The organism is Rhizobacter sp. P3_B12 (assembly GCF_056402895.1).
On sequence record NZ_JBFUGN010000001.1, the window covers coordinates 19,591 to 38,111 of the forward strand.

Genomic DNA, 18,521 nt, shown 5'->3' on the forward strand with positions numbered 1-18,521 from the left:
CATACATTCCTGCAGGCACAACAGCAGAGAATTCGTCATGCGTTACACAGTCATCTTGTCAACATTGCTTCTTTGCTCCGCCTGCAGCGATACATCATCGCCACCCGCGGACGTCATCCCGCCCACAGCACCCGCCACCGCATCGGCACTCGCATTACCGAACACAAAAGAGGCGACGCAAGCATTCCTTGAAATGATGGAGATGCAAGAGTACAAAGCCGCCGAACTCAAGCTCGGAACCTGCATCCCGGCTATTGATGCCAAGCACCCCGGTCAAATCGCTTGCACGGTGTCATTGAAAATTGGGGCTGGGAGTTCTGAAACCCAGGCATATTTTTACCGTCGGGGCAGTAAATGGGTAGCTCAACCGAGCAGCTCGCAAGATCAGTTGCCATTTCCAGATCCCAGGCTTTGAACTATACGGACGGTACGTTTGTAATTTCCAATCCCCTTATCGATGTCATCTCAGATGCCGTCTTGTGCACGCTCACGGCTTCGAATCATGAGCAGCAAGGAACCAACTATCCAGACTCCCAGCAAGTAGCCACGCACAAAGTCATCAACCCCATCTTCCGAAGCGGTTGCAATCGGCATGAAAACCAGTGCCGCACCTGCGACTGAGGCACATGCGAAGACCTTTGCGCCAAGCCATGTGCGTGGTTTGCTAGCCAGGAAAAAAGCGACAACCCATGGCCAACTGATCAAGGCGAATATGGGTACTCCCACCAAGCGTTCCATGCCGGAAAGATAACGAAACTTCATTCCGTGAGAGCATACCAATGCGCCCACAATGAGCAATGTGTTCAATAGCAGTGACAAGACTACGATGAGACGCGCGTTTCGCATTTGTGGCTTCTGACCCCGATCAATTTTCCTTCAACACCTGTCGGGGCGGAGGACAGTGTGTTGAGCGTCGAGGGCATGACGCTGGCGCAGTCGACATGGCAAACGTGCAGGGATGGGCGTGCATCAATGCCACCATTGCACTGGGTGGAAAATCAGTGCCGAAATCTTTCGATGGCGTCCACGATCGCCTGAACGACTGCGTCTTGTCTGGTGTTGTCGGCCACATACTTTTCGTCCTCCGCGTCCACGATCACACCCACCTCCAGCAATACTGCGGGGACCATGGTTTTTCGCAAGACCAGCAGGTCGTCAAATTTATATATGCCCAACTTGGCATCAAGCAGTTCGCGGTTTTCGCCTGCAATGGACTCGGCGTGGTGCAGCGTGGGATGGCGACCTAGTCCCAGCAGTGCTTGCCCCAGTAGCTTGGCAAACTGCTGACTCTGCGCAAATTTGGGATTGCGTTGGGACACAAAGATCGAGTAGCCGGCAATCGGCTGAACGGTTTGGTAGGCGGGTTTTCCGTTGACCTCGGTTCTGGCCAGGTATTTCAGTTGCGCCGAGTCGTGGTGCAACGCTAGAAATAAGTCCACCTGTCGGGCGTTTGCCAGATCCGCGCGTCCGTCCAGGCTGATTTCCTCTGCAGGTGTGCGCGTGAGCGCAACCTGCACGCCCGTGGCTTCCAAGGCCTTGGCCAGTTTTGCGCTCAGTGTATCGTTGTAGGTGACTTCATAGACACCCTTGGCGCCCAAAGCACCGGGTTGCTTGGGGGTGTGGCCGGGGTCCAGCACGACGATGAATGGGTGGCCTGCGATGCGTGGTGCGTCAGTTGCATGGGAATCTGCCGCGCATGCAAAAAAAGCGCACAGACAGCAAAGTGCCTGTACGCTGCGCATTTTCAAATGACGCGGCAACATGGTTTTCCATCTACCCGTTAAAACTGCCTATTCCCAAGATTTTTTGGCGATGGCGACGTCGTTGCAAGTGCCGGTTTTGCACTCGCGGGCACGGTCACGAAGGTACTCGGCGCGCTCACGGTTGAGTTTGTAGTTGCAGCTGACGTCGATGGAGCCGGAGCGCTCGCAAGACGCATCCCGGTATTTAATCCAATCGCGTTGTGTTTCGGTCAGTTGTTGTTTGACGCTGTCTTTGAGCGGTTTGCGCAGCTCTGTATACACGGCGTTCAGTTCTTTGTCGGACTCTAGAAACAACTTGGCGACGCAATATGTTCTGTCGTAGCTGGTCTTGAACTTGCTGCAGCTGTCCGTGTCATCCGCATGGGCAAGTTGCGCCGAAAAAAACAAGCCTGTAGCCAATGAAGTCAAAGTAAAAAATTTCATGAATTCTCCGGATGTAGGATTGGGGATTATGGACGATTCGCGCTCGGTGGAAGCCACACAGTGAAGAAGTACCTAAGCCTACGCCATTGCCGCCAGCGCCTGTGTGTTGCTGCTCAGCTACTGCGCGAGCCACCTGCTGCACAGTCGGAAACACGGCTTGCCCTTCGGCGTGGGCACCGCCGCGTTGTACAGCCATGATGTTGACGCACAAGGTCAACTGGTATGGTCGGCTGCAGAGCCAACCCGCCGCTCAGCCGGTGGCGCAGCCGGCCGCGCGGTGGGCGCTGTGGGCGCTGTTGTTCGCGTGGGCGAAGGTGTCTCAGAAAATTTCGAGATTAAATGGAATGCACAAGAAGTCGCAGAGCAGACCTGCAAGACTTACAATCGACGCCAGATTGCCGATTTGGCGATCGAATTGAAAAACCCAACATTCCACAAGGGCGCAACCTGTGCAGGCTGTTTCTAGATTTATTGCAATTGCACTGATTTTGCTGGTTTCGGGCTGTGTCCCCCATGAAATCTCTCCGAGCTTGGAAGGACGTGTTGTCAACCGAGACTCGCTGATGCCGATTAAACAGGCGACCGTCAAATACATTTCATTTCCTGGCAATAAAATTAGTCACGCCACGACTGATGAAAATGGTGTCTTTGCTCTCAGTGGGCACACCCTTTGGTCGCCTCCCTACGTTTGTTGTTCAATGAGGAAGAGATCGCTGATCCAAGTTACAGCTCCTGGCTACTTGGACTGGGAAGTCACTCTTTATCCAGACGAGCCCATTGCGCAACCGCTTACGGTTGGGTTGATTCCAAAGTAGTCAGTTCTCATCATCGCCCTTCCTCACCCGCCTGGAATCGGTTTGCAGGGGTTGGTCATTTTTAAACGAGCTGAGTGAGGCTCAAGATTGGTGGTAAATATTCCAAAGACGAACTTGGGTGAATTTCCAGCGGTCAGGTTATTCTTCTTGGGTGCGAAACCAATCGTTCTTCCCACAGATTACGCTCTTCGCCAGATTCCAATCCGTCTCAACATGCCCCCAACTGCGGTGCCTTCGGCAAGGTGGCGGCGTTCCAGAGCGGTCAGTTAGTTTGAAACTCTATTGCTGAGAGAATCGGCTGGCACGCGCTTCCCTTTTTGAACTCCATTTCGCAGCTGTGAACTCTATTCGATCGAACCAGAGCCCCTGGCATGCCGCCGTCATCGACCTCGACGGCACGATGGTCGACACGCTCGATGACTTCGTGGTCGCGCTGAACGCGATGCTCGCCGAGCTGGCGCTGCCGCCGGTGGGCCGCGGCTTCGTCGAGCACACGGTCGGCAAGGGCTCCGAGCACCTGATCCGCCGCACGCTGGCCGAGGTGGGCGGCGTCGACGATCGCTACGGCGAAGCCTGGGCCAGCTACCAGCGGCACTACACGCGCATCAACGGCGACCATGCCCGGCTGTACCCCGGCGTGCAGGAGGGCCTGCAGCGCCTGCGCGTGGCCGGCATCCCGCTCGCGTGCCTGACGAACAAGCCCACGGCCTTCGCGCAGGCGCTGCTCGACAGGAAGCAGCTGTCAGGCTTCTTCAGGCATGTCTTCGGTGGCGATGCGTTCGCGCAGAAGAAGCCACACCCGCTGCCGCTGCTCGAAACCTGCAAGGCGCTCGGCGTGGCGCCGTCACGCGTGCTGATGCTCGGCGATTCGGCCAACGACGCACAGGCGGCGCGCGCCGCCGGTTGCCCGGTGATCCTCGTGAGCTACGGCTACAACCACGGCCAGCCGGTGCGCGAGGTCGATGCCGACGGGTTCATCGACCGGCTCGACCACCTGGTGATCAGCGCGTAGGGCTCAGTTGTTGCCGGCGCCCGCGCCGTTGCCCGTGGCCTGCTTGCCCAGCAGCGCGTCCTTCAGCGACGAATCGGCCGGCGAGTGGCCGAGCCAGATCTTCAGCAACGACGAATAGAACTCGGGTTCCTTGATCGGCTCGTTGGCCGGCTTGCCGTTGACGACGATCACCGTGCCCTGGCCCGGGATCCAGTCGACGAAGAACGAGTCGCCGGCGACCAGCTTCTTCTTCGCCGAGAACACCTCGCTCAGCTTCAGCGTGCCGGCGATCGACTTCATGAAGTCGTCGCGCGTGGTGTTCTGCTCCATGCCGCGCGTGAACAGCTTGCCGAGCTCGTTCGCGTCGATGTCGCGCATCATCGTGATGTGCATGCGGCGCGGGCCCGGCGTCGCGAGCACCGCCTCGGGCGTGTTGGCCTTCGCCGTCAGGTACAGGCCGGCGGTGTAGACCTTGAAGATCGCCTTGTAGCGGATGCCGGCGCCGTTGAGCACCAGCCGGGTGTTGCCCACCTGCACGGTGGGCTCGTAGCGCACGCCTGCCAGTTCGATGGCCTGGGGTTGGGCCTGTGTCTGGGCTTGCGTTGCAAGCGGTGCCGCGAGGGCAGCGGCCGTCACGGCCAGCAGGAAAGTTTGACGAATCACGGCAGTCTCCATCTCGTTGTCATGAGGCCCGACGACCCCAGTATGGGTCGCCCAGGGCAACGCAGGAGTGTCTGACAGTGACAAGAGTGGGTCCATTCATGATTTCACGGACGACCCATCGCCTCCCGGGATGGAATGCCAAGCCTGCTACACTTTTTCGATGTTCATTGCACGCAAGCAAACCAAGGGGTCGAACGACCGGGGAGCCTGGCCCTGGCGGGCCTGATCCACGTTTGCTTGCCGCGGGCCCGGGGCTCTTGCAGTCCCCGCCCTCCGGCTCCATCGGCCGCCGCGCTCACCGCACACCGTGCGCCGCGTGCCACCCGAAGAATGCAGTCACCAGGCCGGCCCTCCGGGCGCCGCGCCGGGCCGTGGAGGGCCCTCGAACGTGATCACCGAACTTGAATTCAAGAGCCTCGCCTCGCAAGGCTTCAACCGCATCCCGCTGATCGCCGAAGCGTTCGCCGATCTCGAGACGCCGCTCTCGCTCTACCTGAAGCTCGCCTACGGCACCGGCAGCGGCAAGCACAGCTTCCTGCTCGAATCGGTGGTCGGCGGCGAACGCTTCGGCCGCTATTCGTTCATCGGCCTGCCGGCGCGCACGCAGCTGCGCGCCACCGGCTTCCGCACCGAGGTCGTCACCGACGGCCAGGTCGTCGAGACGCACGAAGGCAATCCGCTCGACTTCATCGCCAGCTACCAGAAGCGCTTCAAGGTCGCGCTGCGGCCCGGGCTGCCGCGCTTCTGCGGCGGGCTGGCCGGCTACTTCGGCTACGACGCGGTGCGCTTCATCGAGCACAAGCTCGCGAAGACCGAGCTGCCCGGCGGCCTCGACACGCCCGACATCCTGCTGCTGCAATGCGAGGAGCTGGCCGTCATCGACAACCTGTCGGGCCGGCTCTACCTGATCGTCTATGCCGACCCGGGCCAGCCGGAGGCCTTCTTCAAGGCGAAGCGGCGGCTGGCCGAGCTCGGCGACAAGCTGAAGTACAGCGTCACCGCGCCGCCGGTGCGCCGCGGCACCTCGCACGCGGTGGAGCGCGAGTTCGCAAAGGAGGACTACCTCGCCGCGGTGCTGAAGGCCAAGGAGTACATCGCGGCCGGCGACATGATGCAGGTGCAGGTCGGCCAGCGGCTGAAGAAGCGCTACACCGAATCGCCGCTCAGCCTGTACCGCGCGCTGCGCTCGCTGAACCCGTCGCCGTACATGTATTTCTACGACATGGGCGATTTCCAGATCGTCGGCGCCTCGCCCGAGATCCTGGTGCGCCAGGAGACCACGCCCGAGGGCGAGAAGGTCACGATCCGCCCGCTCGCCGGCACCCGCCCGCGCGGCGCGACGCCGGCGCAGGACAAGGCGCTCGAGGCCGAGCTGAGCACCGATCCGAAGGAGCGCGCCGAGCACGTGATGCTGATCGACCTGGCGCGCAACGACATCGGCCGCATCGCGAAGACCGGCACCGTGAAGGTGACCGAGGCCTTCACGGTCGAGCGCTACTCGCACGTGATGCACATCGTCAGCAATGTCGAGGGCCTGCTGAAGGACGGCATGACCAGCCTCGACGTGCTGCGCGCGACCTTCCCGGCCGGCACGCTGACCGGCGCGCCCAAGGTGCGCGCGATGGAGATCATCGACGAGCTCGAGCCGGTCAAGCGCGGCATCTACGGCGGCGCCTGCGGCTACCTGAGCTTTGCCGGCGACATGGACGTGGCGATCGCGATCCGCACCGGCATCGTCAAGGACAACACGCTGTACGTGCAGGCCGCGGCCGGCGTGGTGGCCGACTCGGTGCCCGAGCTCGAATGGAAGGAAACCGAGGCCAAGGCGCGCGCGCTGATCCGCGCGGCCGAGCTGGTCGAGGAAGGCTTCTGACCGGTTGGTCGATCAGCCGGTCGGGCCCTGGTGGAACACCAGGTCCTCGACGGGCAGCCCGCCCACCAGGTGCTGCTCGATGATGCGGTCCATGTTGGCCGGCGTCACGTTGTAGTACCAGGTGCCGTCGGGCTGCACGCACATCACCGGGCCGCCCTTGCAGGCGGCGAAGCAGCTGACGCGGCTGCGCTTCACGCGCAGTTCGCCCTCGTGCAGGCCGGCGGCCTTGAACTTGTCGCCCAGGCTGTCGAACAGGGCCTGAGATTCGCCCTGCTGCGTGCAGCGCGGGCCGGTGCAGATCAGCAGGTGGCGGCGGTAGTCGCCGATCTTGGGCCTGGTCACTTCGTCGGTCATGGCGGGTTCCTGTAGCCCGGATGCCAATCCGGGTTCGTGGCGGAGAAATACATCCCGGATTGGCATCCGGGCTACGGTCAGAAGGTGGCGCGCATCGAGACGCGCAGCGTGCGCGGCTCCATCGGGTGCACGAGCCGCCCGTCGATGCCGGCGCCGCCGTTGCACGCCGGGCCGTCGGCCTTGGAGCACGCCGCACCCCAGTACTCGATGTCGTTGGCTTCGCGGTCGAACAGGTTCAGCACGTCGAGCGTGAACTGCAGCGAGGCGTTGGCGCGCCARCCGGCTTTCAGGTTCGCGGTCCACAGCGATGACGAACGCTGCATGCCGGTCTCCTCCAGCGCATAGCTGCCGATGTAGCGCCAGCGCAATCCACCGAACCACGCGCCGTGGTCGTCGGCGGCCAGCGCGAACGAGGCCGAGCGCGGGATCGCGTTCGGCACGTGGGTGCCGCTGCCCGGCTCCGCCTCCTGCTCGAAACGTGCGCGCGACCAGGCCACATCGGCATCCAGCAGCAGCCAGCGGTTGATCTGCCAGTCGTTCGACCACTCGACGCCCGCCCGCTTCGATGCCCCCTTGGGCTCGGTCACGCCGGCATCGCCGATGAACACCAGCTCGGAGGCGAGCTTCACCTGCCACAGCGACAGGCTGGTGTTCCAGCCCGGCAGCGGCACCGCGCGCAGGCCGACCTCGCTGCCGGTGGCGCGCACCAGCGCCGGCACCGGGTCGACGGCCGCGGTCACGCCGCGCACGTCGTTGCTGTGGAAGCCTCGCCCCCAATTGGCATACAGCTCGGTGCGCAGGGTCTCGCCGAACGGGCCGAAGGCCAGCCCCAGCTTCGGGCTGTACTGATGGGCGCGGGCGCTGCCACCGTTCAGGACGTTGTCCGCGCCGCCGGTCGGCATCACGTTCGCGCGCACGGTGTCGACGCGCAGCCCCAGGTCGCTGCGCAACCACGGCTGCCATTGCGTGCGGGCTTCGGTGTAGAGGCCCAGCAGCGTCTCGCGCACGCGGTCCTCGCGCACGGTGTCGGTCCGTTCGCGGTTCACCGTGTCGTAGAGCCCCAGCGTGCCGATGCGGTCGTGGCGCAGCTGCGCGCCCAGCGTCAGCTCGGTCTCGTGGCCGGCCGGTGCGATCGCCCAGTGGCGCGCCACCTGGCCGCCCCACACGGTGCGCTCGTCAGCCTGCTCATGCTGGTCGCCCTGCGGCCCGTTGATGTAGCCGGAAGGGTTCGAGAACAGGTTCAGGCCGTAGTCGATCACGTAGGCGCTGATCTGCGTGCGCGTGCTGCCGTCGCTGCCGGCCCAGTCGCCGGACAGGCTGTGGCGGTGCGTGCGCCCGCCGTCGCCCGACAYCAGTTCGCCGAAGCGGTCGATCTCGCCGGAGGYGATCGCGYGYTCGGGMACGTGCTCGGTGGCSGTCCACTCGGCGTGGTACGCCATCGCGGTCAGCGCATAGCCATCGCGCGCCGTGCCCTCGGACAGGCGCAGCACGCCGTTGTATTTGCGCAGCCGCTCGGGCTGCTGCCACGGGCCGTCGTTGGTCGCGGCCTCGAAGGCGGCCAGCAGCGTCGGGCCGCTGTCCTTGTCCTCGCCGCGCTGCCGGCTRCCGGCGACGAGCACGCGGCGGAAGTCGTGCGGGCCGACGCTCAGGTCGACCATCGGTGCCGGCAGCGTGCGCTGGTATTCGATGCGCGCCGAGCCGGTGGTCGCGAAGTCGCCGTCTTCCGCGGCGTAGACGCCCTTGCGGTAGCGCATCGCGCCGATCAGCTCGGGGATCAGGAAGTTGAGGTCCATGTAGCCCTGGCCGTGCGCATGGCTCGCCATGTTGACCGGCATGCCGTTCACGTAGCTCGCGAAGTCGCTGCCATGGTCGAGGTTGAAGCCGCGCAGGAAGTACTGGTTGGCCTTGCCGTCGCCGCTGTGCTGCGTGACGGTCATGCCGGGCACCGCCTCCAGCACCTCGGCCGGGCGCAGCAGCGGCCGGTTCGCGAGCTGCTGGGCGCTGACCTTGCCCTCGGTGGCGGAATCGGCAACGCCGATCAGGTCCTGGCCGCGGCCGATGATGGTCACCGGGGCCAGGGCGGCCGGGCTGTCTTCGGCCGCAGCCGGGGCAGGGGTGAAGAAGTTCATCGCCAGGGCCGTGGCGGCCAGGGCGGGGGGCAGCTTGCGCTGTTGCATCGTTGAAAGCTCGTCGCTGCGTTGCATCCGCAATCCCGCAGATGCAATTCGTTGTGGACGCCGCGGGCATCGGGGCGTGTCTGCCGCGCGGGGGCCATCGGCTCGCCCCCGCGCGGGTCTCAGCCCTCCCCCTCGTCGTTGTTCGTGCCGCTGGTGGTGACTTCGACCGGCTCGGCCAGCGTGGCCGCCAGGTAGTCGGCCGGCAGCCCGTGCAGCCGGGCCAGGTCGGCGAGGGTGTGGCCCTCGGCGAGCTGCGCCTGCAGCGTCTCGAGCCAGCCGAGCAGGCCGGTGCTCAGCGAGCGGCCGGCGCGTTCGCCGTCGCGCGTCTCGCCGCCCTGCTCGATGTCGTACTTGTTCGCGTAGCCGCGCGGCGTGACCATCAGCCCGTCGCGCACGAAGGTGTGGCTGTTGCCGATCAGCACCGTGCTGAGCATGCCGATCTCGCTGTCGGCCATCGTGGCTAGCGTCGTGAACTCGATGCGCTCGCGGCGCCGGTAGGCGCTCTTGACGACGGCCACCGGCGTGTCGGCCCGGCGATGCCGCAGGAACAAGCGCTGCGCCTCGACGATCTGCCGCGTGCGACGGCCGCTCTTCGGGTTGTAGAGCGCGACGACGAAGTCGGCCTGCGCAGCCGCATCGAGCCGGCGCGCGATCACCGGCCACGGCGTCAGCAGGTCGCTCAGCGAGATCGAGCAGAAGTCGTGCGTCAGCGGGGCGCCGACGCGGGCCGCGCAGGCGTTGATCGCCGATGCGCCCGGCACCACCTCGACCTGCACTTCGTCGGCCGGCGTCCAGCCGGCCTGGAACAGCACCTCGTAGGTCGGCCCGGCCATGCCGTAGACGCCGGCATCGCCCGACGAGATCAGCGCGACCTTCTTGCCGGCGCGCGCCGCGTCGAGCGCGCTGACGGCGCGGTCCAGCTCCTCGGTCATGCCCTTGCGCACCACCTCCTTGCCCTCGAGCAGGTCGGCGACCAGCTTGATGTAGGTGACGTAGCCGACGACCACATCGGCCTCGGCAATCGCCTCGCGGGCGCGCTGCGTCATGTGCTCGACGGCGCCGGGGCCGATCCCGACCAGCGTGATCTTGCCGCTCATGCCAGGCTCCCGGTCGGCAACGCTGCGTTGCTGGGCGTTCGATCGAGCAAGGGCGCGAGCCAGCGCTGGAACACCGGCGCTGCCGCCACGCCCATCGAGAGCCAGAACAGCGAGGCCGACACATGCGTCGCGAGCACGAAATCGCGGCCGAGCACCTGCAGGCGCTGGTGGGCCTCGCCGCTGAACGCGCCGAGCGGGTCACCGATCAGCTGCGGCGCGCCGATCACGAACGGCAGCGCGAGCCACGCCGCGGCAGCGGCCCAGCGCCAGGGCTTGCGGCCGAACGCGACCAGCGCGCAGGCCGACTGCGCGCTGCCGGCTGCCAGCAGCCACCACAGCTGCCGCAGGCGCAGGTCGGCGGCCTCCATGCCCGGCACCTCGGCGGGCAGGCCGAGCGAGGGCCACAGGTGCAGGCTCAGCCAGCCGGTCGCGGCGACGGCGGCGGCAAGCCGCCAGGCGCCGGTCGACGGCCCGCGCTTCCAGGCCCAGGCCCCCATCGCCGCGAACACCAGCAGCGCGAGCGCGAACGCGTTCAGCAGGTTGGCGACCCAGGTCCAGACGCTGCGCTCGAGGCCGTCGGCGGGTGTCCAGTCCACGTCGTGGTGGTGCGCGTGCGCGGCCTCCTCGGCGGAATGCGCGTGGGCGGCCGGCACGGGCGCCTTCTGCACCTCGAACTCCTCGGCTGCGAGGATGATCGGCACCGCCTGCCAGCGTTGCACGACCCACTGCAGGCTGCCCACCGCCAAGGCGACGAGCAGCGCGCACCACACCAGGCGTGTGAACAGCATCATCGGCTCCCGCTCAGTGGCACGGGCGGCCGGTGGCGTGGCGCACGTCGTGCGCCGCGTTGTGCGCGAGCGGGCTCTCGGCGAACGCGACGCCGTACAGCATCACGACACCGAGCAGCGCGCCGGCGGCGAGCTGGCGCAGCACGCCGCGCGAGGCGGTGGCGGGCAGGGCGATCGAGGGTTGCAGGGTTTGCGGGTTCATGGGGTTTCCTTCGGTTGAAGTGATGACAGCGAAATGGACGGGCTCAACGGCATCGAGCCACGGAGACCGTCGCGTGACGACCGTCGTCGCCGCGCAGGATGTGTTTCTCGACCAGCAGCGAGCTGGCCGGAGCGGCGCCCGCCGCGAGCAACGCGGCCGCCTCGCTGACCGACGGCGTGCCGGTGTAGCGCCGCACCGTCTCCGACGGGTTCGGCACCTTCACCTCGGCCAGCTCGGCGGCGTCGTAGAAGTGCAGCGACCAGCCGCGCTGCCCGGCCAGTTCCAGCAGCCCGAGTTCGTTCGACTTCAGCGTGATGCTGGCCACCGCGGCCACATCGGAGAGCCCGACGCCGGCCAGTTCGAGCGCTTCGCCGACTGCGCGCGACAGCGTCTCGACCGGCGTGCCGCGGTCGCAGCCGAGCCCGAGCGCGACCCTCATGCGGCAGCCTCTGCGACCGGCGGGCGGTAGACGACCAGCCGCTCGTTCAACTGCTGCCACAGCGCAACGTCGATCGCGCGGTGCGTGACCCACAGCACCGCCTTGAAGCGCGCCAGGTCCACGTCCTCGAAACGCTCGAAGCGGTGGATGCTGGCCGGCAGCGGCGTCGGCCGCGTCCACCAGTGCGGGCTGCCGGCCTCCTGCACGAAGGCGATCGGCTCGCCGTTGACGACGTGGGCCGAGACGCGGGTGATGTTGAGCTTCGGCGCCTCGACCGACCAGCCGAGCTCGCGGCCGAGGATGTCGACCGGGATGGTCTTGCCGACGTCCGACGCGGTCGTCAGCACCGGGGTGGCGCCGAGCAGCGCCGCCACTTGCTCGGCGCAGGCGTTCGCGCCGCCGACGTGGCCCGACAGCACCGGGATCACGAACTGGCCGGCATCGTCGACGACGGTGATGCCGGGGTCCTCGTCCTTCGACTTCAGGTGCGGCGCGACCAGGCGGACGACGGCGCCGAGCGAGACGAAGAAGATCAGCTGGTCGTAGGCCGCGAACAGCGGGCCGATCTCGTCGCGCAGCGCGGCGGTGTAGGCGCGCAGCGGGTTCGCGAGGCCGGCGAAGGTGGCAGCGAATTTCTCGGCGCAAACGATGTGGGCAGTGGGCAGCTGCGCGGCCAGTTGCGCGGCCTGCGCTGCGCCGTGCTTGGTGATCGCGACGATCGCGATGCGGGGGTCAGTCATTCAGCGTCTCCGTAGCCCGGATGTCAATCCGGGAGGGTGTGTCAGTGCTTCCCGGATTGGCATCCGGGCTACTTTTCTTCAGGCATCCGCGGATGCGTTCGCCGCGGATGCGCAGGTGGTTGTGCACCAGCATCAGCGACAGGTAGCTGACCTTCTGGCCGCGCAGCGACAGCATCTCGGCGCCGCGCAGCACGCGTTCGTCGGGTGCGCCGCAGCGCTCGATGAAGGCCGCATCGTCGAGCAGCTCGCGCTGCTGCAGCCAGTCGAGCAGGTCCTCGATCAGCGGCTTCACCTTCATCAGCACCAGCGTGTCGAAATCGCCGAGCAGCCGGTCGAGCGCGCTGACGCCGTAGGCCGCAGGCACGACGGCGATGGTGTCGTCCTGCTCGCCCAGCGGCCGCCCCAGCGTGGCCGCGGCGGCGTTGAACGCGTTGACGCCGGCGATCGTGTCGACCGCGATGCGCGCGTCCTTCGATCGCACGGTGCGCGCCAGGTGCCCGAAGGTCGCGTAGGTGCTGGCATCGCCCTCGACGAGGAACAGCACGTCGCGCCCGGCCCGCAGCAGCGGCAGCACGGTGTCGGCGGCGCGGTGCCAGCTGYGCAGCAGCTTCTCCTCGTCGTGCGTCATCGGGAACAGCAGCGCCTGGTGCCCGGCCGGCGGCGCGAGCTCGCTGCGAACGACGATGTCGAACGCGTAGCTCGGCGTCTTGGTGCTGCGCGTCGGGTAGGTCCAGACCGTGTCGCGGCGTTCCAGCTGGGCCCACGCGGCGCGCGTGATCAGCCCGGGGTCGCCCGGGCCGAGGCTGACGCCGATCAATCGGCCGAAGGTCATGACGTGGCCTTTCGTGCGCAGACGACCCACACCGGGTTCTCTGCCGCGAGCCGGTGCATGTGCAGGATCGGCTTGCTGCGCGCGGCCTGCAGCATCACGACATCCCAGTCGGCGCCGAGCTCGGTGAGCGTCGCGGTGGCCGTGCCCAGGTTCTCGATCGTCACGAAGTTCATCACCAGCTGTCCGCCCGCGCCCAGCCGCCGCAGGCACAGCGCGATCAGCTCGGCCAGTTCGCCGCCCGAGCCGCCGATGAAGACCGCGTCCGGATCGGCCCAGCCGTCCATCGCCTGCGGCGCCTTGGCGTGCACCAGCGTGTGGTTGGAGACGCCCATCGCGGCGCGGTTGCGCCCGGCGATCGCGACATCGTCCTCGTTCTTCTCGATCGCGTAGACGTGGCCCGCGGGGCACAGCCGCGCCGCCTCCAGGCCGACCGCGCCGGAGCCGGCACCGATGTCCCAGACGATGCTGTCCTCGCGCAGCTGCAGCCGTGCGAGCGAGACCGCACGCACCTCGAGCTTCGTGATCAGGCCCTTGTCGGGATGGCGCTGCTCGTAGCTCGCGTCGGGCAGGCCGAAGCGCACCGGCGCCGGCAGCGGCGACTGCCGCCACAGCAGCAGCACGTTCGGGTCGGCGAAGCTCGACTGCGCCGCCTCGGCCACCGTGAGACCGGTGACGATGCGCTCGTCCGGCTGCAGCAGCCGCTCGGCGACCGCGAGCTGGAAGTCGTCGCCCAGGCCCTCGGCCAGCATCATCCGGGCGATGCGATCGGGCGTGTTGTCGGGGCTGGTCAGCACCGCGAGCCGGGCATGGCGGCGCAGCGCCTGCGCCAGCGCGTACAGGCCGTGCTCGGGCGTCGCGCCGGGGCTTGGCCCAGGCCATTCCCCGGCATCCTTCGCGTGCACGCTCGCGATGCGCAGGTCCTGCCAGACCAGCCCGATGCGTGCGCACGCCAGCTGGATCGTCGACAGGTTGGGCAGCACCTCGATCGCGTCCAGGCACAGCTGCATGCCCAGGTAGCCGGCGATGCCGTGGCACAGCGGGTCGCCGGTGGCGAGCACCACGCAGCGCCGGCCGGTGGCCTGGGCGGCGCGCACGTCCTCGGCAACGGCCGCGAGCGCGCCGATCGTGCGGCGTTCGGCCTCGGGCTGGATGCGCGATTCGAGCAGCGCCAGCGTGCGGCGCGCACCGATCACCAGGTCGGCCTCGGCCAGCGCCTGCAGCGCGGCGGCGCCCAGGCTCGCGGCGCCGTCGTCGAGCACGCCGACGATGCGGCAGCGCGGCGGGCGCAGGTCTTCGGAAATCTCAGTCATCGGAGGAGGCCTCGGCGATCTTGTTGCCATCGAAATCGCACACCAGCACGTCGAGCCGGAAGCGGCCGGGGTAGCGGCCCATCACGGTGCTGACGACCTTGCGGGCGAGCGCGTGATGGAAGGGGTCGATCAGGCCGAGCACCTGCATGCGCTCGGCGGCGAAGCGCGCGGTCTCGGCCGCGGCGATCGCGGCGCATTCGTCGGGCGGCGCGCCGATGCTGGCGGCCAGCTCGGCGAGCAGCCCGGTGTCGACCTCGGCGCGGTTCGCGTGCGTGATGGTCTCGCCCTGCGCGATCTTCGTCAGCTTGCCGACCATGCCGCCGATCACGATGCGGCGCAGCTTCGCCTTCACCGCCGCGTCGAGCGCATAGCGCAGGAAATCGCCCATCTGCACGAAGCAGGCCTCCGGCAGGCCGGGCAGCTCGGCGATCGCGAACTTCTCGGTGCGCCCGCCGGTGGTCAGCACGACGGTATCGGAGCCGGTGGTGGCCGCGACCTCGACGCCTTGCACCACACTCGCGCGGTAGGCCGCGGTGCTGTAGGGCTTGACGATGCCGGTGGTGCCGAGGATCGAGATGCCGCCGAGGATGCCGAGCCGCGCGTTCAGCGTCTTCTTCGCCATCTCCAGGCCCTGCGGCACCGAGATCGTGACCTGCAGGCCGTCGTTCGCGAGCAGCGCGCTGCCAATCTCGCGCACGTTCTCCTCGATGTTGCGGCGCGGCACCGGGTTGATCGCCGGCCCGCCGACCGCGAGGCCGAGCCCGGCCATCGTCACGGTGCCGACGCCGAAGCCGCCGAGCAGCACCACCTCGCCGGCCGCGCCGGGCAGGCGCAGCACGTCGGCGGTCAGGTGCGCCTTGTCGGTGCAGTCGGGGTCGTCGCCGGCGTCCTTGATCACCATCGCATGCGCGGCGGCGCCGTCGCACTGGCCGTCGTTCACGTCGAAGCGCACGCGCTGGCCGTTCGGCAGCAGCGCCTCGACCGACGGCGGCACCGCGCCGTCGATCAATCCCAGGACCGCCGCGCGCGCGGCCGCAGCCGAACACGCACCGGTCGTGAAACCGGTGCGGGTGCCGCGCTTGACGGTCTTCTCCATCATGTCTGTGCGGCCTCCGCGAGGCTGAGCAGCGCATGGATCGCCGCGACGACGAGCGTCGAGCCGCCCTTGCGGCCGCGGATCACGATCCACGGCACCTCGTCGACCTGCGACATCAGCTCCTTCGATTCGGCCGCCGACACGAAGCCCACCGGCATGCCGACGACCAGCGCCGGTTTCGCGCCTTCGTCGCGGATCAGCCGCACCAGCTCGATCAGCGCGGTCGGCGCATTGCCGATGCCGACGACCGCGTCGTCGAGCAGCCGGAGCCGGTGCGCCTTGCGCATCGCCTGCACCGCGCGCGTCGTGTCGTCGGCCCGGGCCTGCGCGACCACGTCGGCATCGGCGATGAACTGGTGCGCGGTCATGCCGAAGTGCGCGAGCCGCGGTGCCGACAGGCCGACGCAGATCATCTCGACATCGGCCACCACGCGCGAGCGGCCGGACAGGATCGCGTGGAGGCCGGCCGCCACCGCGCGCGGGTGGAAGGCGGTGAGGCCGTTGAAGTCGAAATCGGCGTTCGCATGGATCATGCGGCGCACGATCGGCCACTGGTGCGGCGCGTAGTCGTGCGGGCCGACCTCGCGGTCGATCACCGCGAAGCTGTCGTGCTCGATCGCCTGGCCGGCGCGCGTGAGCTGCTCAGTGACCGTGTTGGGCGTGCTCATGCGCGTGGTCGTGATCGTGGGGATGGGGGTGGGCATGCTCGTGCCCGTGCGGCTCGTGGTCGTGCTGGTGCGCCTCCCACAGCGCCGCCTCCGCGCTGACCGGCACCGCATGCAGCGTGCCCTGCAGCAGCGCCTCGACGCGCTGCGCCAGCAGCTCGGCGATCTCCGGCTCGAAGCCGAAATGGGTGCCGAGCGCGAAGCGCACCTGCGGGTACTGCGCGCGCAAATGCACCACCTGCCGCCCGATGCGCTGGATCAGCGTGCCGGTGAACAGGTAGTACGGCAGCACGATGACCTGGCGCATGCCGAGCTGCACCTGGCGCTGCACGACGCGCTCCAGCCGCGGCCAGGCGATGCCGGTGAAGGCGAGGTCGACCAGCTCGTGGTCGCCTTCCTCGAACAGCCAGCGCGTCATGCGCGCCATCTCGCCGTTGGCCTCCTTGTTCGACGCACCGCGGCCCAGCAGCACCACGCCGGTGCCGGTCGGGTCGGGCACGTCCAGCTGCTGCATGCACTGCTTCAGCTGGCGGCGCAGGATCGCGAGCACCGGCTCGCTGACGCCCAGGTGCGGTGCGTAGTCGAAGCGCACGCCGGGGTGGCGCAGCCGGGCGCGAGCGATGTGCGACGGGATCTCGACGTTGACGTGGCCCGCCGCGTTCAGGATCAGCGGCACGACGATCACGCGCTCGGAGCCGGCCGCGGCGAGGTCCAGCCCGTCCTCGACCTCGACCTCGGCGAACTCGATGAAGCACAGCTCGGTGCGCCAGTGCGGGTGGCGCGCGCGCCAGAGCGCCGCGAAGCGCTCGATCTCGTCGTTGCCGCTCGTCTCGCGCGAGCCGTGGCCGACCAGCAGGATGGTGYCTTTCATGGGGCGGTCGCTTTCCGGAAGCGGTGGGTGAATGCGGCGTCGTACAGTTTCGACTTGGCGAGTTCGGCCCAGCCGCGCGCGCCGAGCGCGGGGCTTGCGATGACCATCGCCTGGCTGACGATGCCGGCCTCGCGGCACTGCTGCTTGATGGTGGCCAGCGTGCCGCGCACGATGCGCTCCTCGCCGGGCCAGCTCGCCTTGTGCACCACCAGCATCGGCGCGTCGTCCGGCCAGCCGGCCTCGCGCAGCCCGGCTTCGATGCGGTGCAGCAGCGTGATCGACAGGAAGATGCACAGCGTGCAGCGGTGCGCCGCCAGTTCGGCCAGCGATTCGCCAGCCGGCATCGGCGTGCGGCCTTCGACGCGCGTGAAGATCACCGTCTGCGTGACCTCGGGCAGCGTGAAGCTCTCGACGGCCGCGGCGGCCGAGGCCATCGCCGATGACRCGCCCGGCACCACCGCGATCGGGATGCCGGCCGCGTCGAGCGGCTGCACCAGCTCGATCAGCGTGCCGTACAGCGCCGGGTCGCCGGTCTGCAGCCGCACGACGGTGTCGCAGCGCGCGGCCTGCCCGGTCAGCCACGCGACCATCTGCTCGAGCGTCATGTCCTTGCTGTCGGCGATCGCGCAGCCGGGTGGCGCCCAGCGCGTGGCGGCTTCATTCACCAGCGAGCCGGCGAACAGGATCGCGCCGGCACGCTCGATCAACGCGCGGCCCTTCACGGTGATCAGCTCGGGGTCGCCGGGGCCGGCGCCGACGAACCAGACGCGGCCAGGTGTCGCGTTCATTGCGCTCATCGCGTGAACAGGCGCGCGACGGCCTGCGGGTTGGACGGGAAGTAGGCGTGGAAGTACGAGGCCGTCAGCCGGCCGCTGCGGTACACCGCCTCGCCGCGCCGGCCGGCGCGCATCGGCTGCGTGGTGCACAGCGGGGCCATCGGCGACTCCAGCCGCGAGTAGTGGAAGCTGTGGCCGCGCAGGGTGCCTTCCGGCAGCGCTGCTTCGTGCAGCCCGATGCTGGCCAGGCGCGTCTGCATCGCGGCATGGCCCGGCAGCAGCCCGGCCATCGCGGCGCGGCGGCCCTGCACGTCGGTCAGCGCCTGCAGCAGCAGCAACAGCCCGCCGCACTCGGCCAGCATCGGCGTGCCGGCGGCATGCAGCTCGCGCAGCGCCTCGTGCATGAAGCGGTTGGCGGCGAGCGCGTCGAGGTGCAACTCGGGGTAGCCGCCCGGCAGCCAGACGGCGTCGCAGGGCGGCGGGGCGGTGTCGTGCAGCGGCGAGAAGAACGCGAGGCTCGCACCCATCGCCTGCAGCAGCGCGAGGTTGGCGGTGTAGAGGAACGAGAACGCGGTGTCGCGCGCGACCGCGATGCGCACGCCGCGCAGCAGCGGCTCGGCGGACGGCGCGTCGCCGGGGGCGAAGC

General features: G+C 67.8%; 21 protein-coding genes and 1 pseudogene. 4 read left to right on the plus strand and 18 right to left on the minus strand.

The features are described from left to right. Window positions 1–37: 37 nt before the first annotated feature. Window positions 38–415, plus strand: a complete 378-nt coding sequence (locus tag AC1D01_RS00075; protein WP_477864079.1) for a hypothetical protein — start codon at window positions 38–40, stop codon at window positions 413–415. Between the two features lie 50 nt (window positions 416–465). Here the strand turns inward: AC1D01_RS00075 and AC1D01_RS00080 are convergent, their stop codons facing one another. From AC1D01_RS00080 to AC1D01_RS00090, 3 genes are all read right to left on the minus strand, one after another. Then, window positions 466–846 (minus strand): hypothetical protein, encoded by a 381-nt coding sequence (locus tag AC1D01_RS00080; protein ID WP_477864080.1) that lies wholly within the window; start codon window positions 844–846, stop codon window positions 466–468. 152 nt (window positions 847–998) lie between these two features. Next, window positions 999–1,763, minus strand: coding sequence for an N-acetylmuramoyl-L-alanine amidase family protein (locus AC1D01_RS00085; protein ID WP_477864081.1), 765 nt, complete (start codon window positions 1,761–1,763; stop codon window positions 999–1,001). A 27-nt stretch (window positions 1,764–1,790) separates the two neighbouring features. Continuing rightward, window positions 1,791–2,186, minus strand: coding sequence for a lysozyme inhibitor LprI family protein (locus tag AC1D01_RS00090; RefSeq protein ID WP_477864082.1), 396 nt, complete (start codon window positions 2,184–2,186; stop codon window positions 1,791–1,793). A gap of 106 nt (window positions 2,187–2,292) precedes the next feature. On the opposite strand from AC1D01_RS00090, the gene AC1D01_RS00095 reads away from it, so the two are divergent. Further along, window positions 2,293–2,652, plus strand: a complete 360-nt coding sequence (locus AC1D01_RS00095; RefSeq protein WP_477864083.1) for a hypothetical protein — start codon at window positions 2,293–2,295, stop codon at window positions 2,650–2,652. 686 nt (window positions 2,653–3,338) lie between these two features. After that, on the plus strand, window positions 3,339–4,013 hold the full coding sequence (gene gph, locus AC1D01_RS00100) for a phosphoglycolate phosphatase (protein WP_477864084.1): 675 nt from the start codon (window positions 3,339–3,341) through the stop codon (window positions 4,011–4,013). A gap of 3 nt (window positions 4,014–4,016) precedes the next feature. Here the strand turns inward: gph and AC1D01_RS00105 are convergent, their stop codons facing one another. Next, on the minus strand, window positions 4,017–4,652 hold the full coding sequence (locus AC1D01_RS00105) for a chalcone isomerase family protein (protein ID WP_477864097.1): 636 nt from the start codon (window positions 4,650–4,652) through the stop codon (window positions 4,017–4,019). Window positions 4,653–5,043: 391 nt separating this feature from the next. Between AC1D01_RS00105 and trpE the strand changes: the two genes are divergently transcribed. Then, entirely contained in the window at window positions 5,044–6,528 is a 1,485-nt protein-coding gene (gene trpE / locus AC1D01_RS00110) for an anthranilate synthase component I (RefSeq protein ID WP_047510435.1), read from the plus strand. A gap of 12 nt (window positions 6,529–6,540) precedes the next feature. Here the strand turns inward: trpE and AC1D01_RS00115 are convergent, their stop codons facing one another. From AC1D01_RS00115 to AC1D01_RS00180, 14 genes and pseudogenes are all read right to left on the minus strand, one after another. Next, window positions 6,541–6,882: a (2Fe-2S) ferredoxin domain-containing protein gene (locus AC1D01_RS00115; protein WP_477864085.1), complete on the minus strand. Its 342-nt coding sequence runs from the start codon at window positions 6,880–6,882 to the stop codon at window positions 6,541–6,543. 77 nt (window positions 6,883–6,959) lie between these two features. Further along, window positions 6,960–9,059 (minus strand): TonB-dependent receptor, encoded by a 2,100-nt coding sequence (locus AC1D01_RS00120; RefSeq protein ID WP_477864086.1) that lies wholly within the window; start codon window positions 9,057–9,059, stop codon window positions 6,960–6,962. Window positions 9,060–9,178: 119 nt separating this feature from the next. Next, window positions 9,179–10,156, minus strand: coding sequence for a precorrin-3B C(17)-methyltransferase (cobJ, locus tag AC1D01_RS00125; protein WP_477864087.1), 978 nt, complete (start codon window positions 10,154–10,156; stop codon window positions 9,179–9,181). Further along, window positions 10,153–10,944: a CbtA family protein gene (locus AC1D01_RS00130; protein ID WP_477864088.1), complete on the minus strand. Its 792-nt coding sequence runs from the start codon at window positions 10,942–10,944 to the stop codon at window positions 10,153–10,155. Before AC1D01_RS00130 ends, cobJ begins: the two co-directional genes overlap by 4 nt. Window positions 10,945–10,957: 13 nt before the next feature. Further along, window positions 10,958–11,146, minus strand: a complete 189-nt coding sequence (locus AC1D01_RS00135; RefSeq protein ID WP_073467495.1) for a CbtB domain-containing protein — start codon at window positions 11,144–11,146, stop codon at window positions 10,958–10,960. Window positions 11,147–11,189: 43 nt separating this feature from the next. Next, complete coding sequence (locus tag AC1D01_RS00140; protein ID WP_477864089.1) at window positions 11,190–11,585, minus strand: cobalamin biosynthesis protein; 396 nt, start codon at window positions 11,583–11,585, stop codon at window positions 11,190–11,192. Beyond that, the gene (locus tag AC1D01_RS00145) at window positions 11,582–12,325 is read right to left on the minus strand and encodes a cobalamin biosynthesis central domain-containing protein (RefSeq protein WP_477864090.1); all 744 of its coding nucleotides are present in this window, start codon (window positions 12,323–12,325) and stop codon (window positions 11,582–11,584) included. Before AC1D01_RS00145 ends, AC1D01_RS00140 begins: the two co-directional genes overlap by 4 nt. After that, window positions 12,318–13,157 carry a precorrin-2 C(20)-methyltransferase gene (gene cobI, locus AC1D01_RS00150; RefSeq protein WP_477864091.1) on the minus strand — a complete coding sequence of 280 codons (840 nt, stop codon included), beginning with the start codon at window positions 13,155–13,157 and terminating at the stop codon, window positions 12,318–12,320. Before cobI ends, AC1D01_RS00145 begins: the two co-directional genes overlap by 8 nt. Beyond that, the gene (gene cbiE, locus AC1D01_RS00155; protein ID WP_477864092.1) at window positions 13,154–14,467 is read right to left on the minus strand and encodes a precorrin-6y C5,15-methyltransferase (decarboxylating) subunit CbiE; all 1,314 of its coding nucleotides are present in this window, start codon (window positions 14,465–14,467) and stop codon (window positions 13,154–13,156) included. Before cbiE ends, cobI begins: the two co-directional genes overlap by 4 nt. Then, window positions 14,460–15,566, minus strand: coding sequence for a cobalt-precorrin-5B (C(1))-methyltransferase (locus AC1D01_RS00160; protein ID WP_477864093.1), 1,107 nt, complete (start codon window positions 15,564–15,566; stop codon window positions 14,460–14,462). The genes cbiE and AC1D01_RS00160 overlap by 8 nt, the downstream gene beginning before the upstream one ends. Continuing rightward, entirely contained in the window at window positions 15,563–16,231 is a 669-nt protein-coding gene (locus AC1D01_RS00165) for a precorrin-8X methylmutase (protein ID WP_477864094.1), read from the minus strand. The genes AC1D01_RS00160 and AC1D01_RS00165 overlap by 4 nt, the downstream gene beginning before the upstream one ends. Further along, on the minus strand, window positions 16,206–17,099 hold the full coding sequence (locus tag AC1D01_RS00170) for a sirohydrochlorin chelatase (protein WP_477864095.1): 894 nt from the start codon (window positions 17,097–17,099) through the stop codon (window positions 16,206–16,208). Before AC1D01_RS00170 ends, AC1D01_RS00165 begins: the two co-directional genes overlap by 26 nt. Then, complete coding sequence (gene cobM / locus AC1D01_RS00175) at window positions 17,096–17,887, minus strand: precorrin-4 C(11)-methyltransferase (RefSeq protein WP_477864096.1); 792 nt, start codon at window positions 17,885–17,887, stop codon at window positions 17,096–17,098. Before cobM ends, AC1D01_RS00170 begins: the two co-directional genes overlap by 4 nt. 5 nt (window positions 17,888–17,892) lie before the next feature. Beyond that, a pseudogene (locus AC1D01_RS00180) lies at window positions 17,893–18,521 on the minus strand (cobyrinate a,c-diamide synthase); the annotation flags it as partial.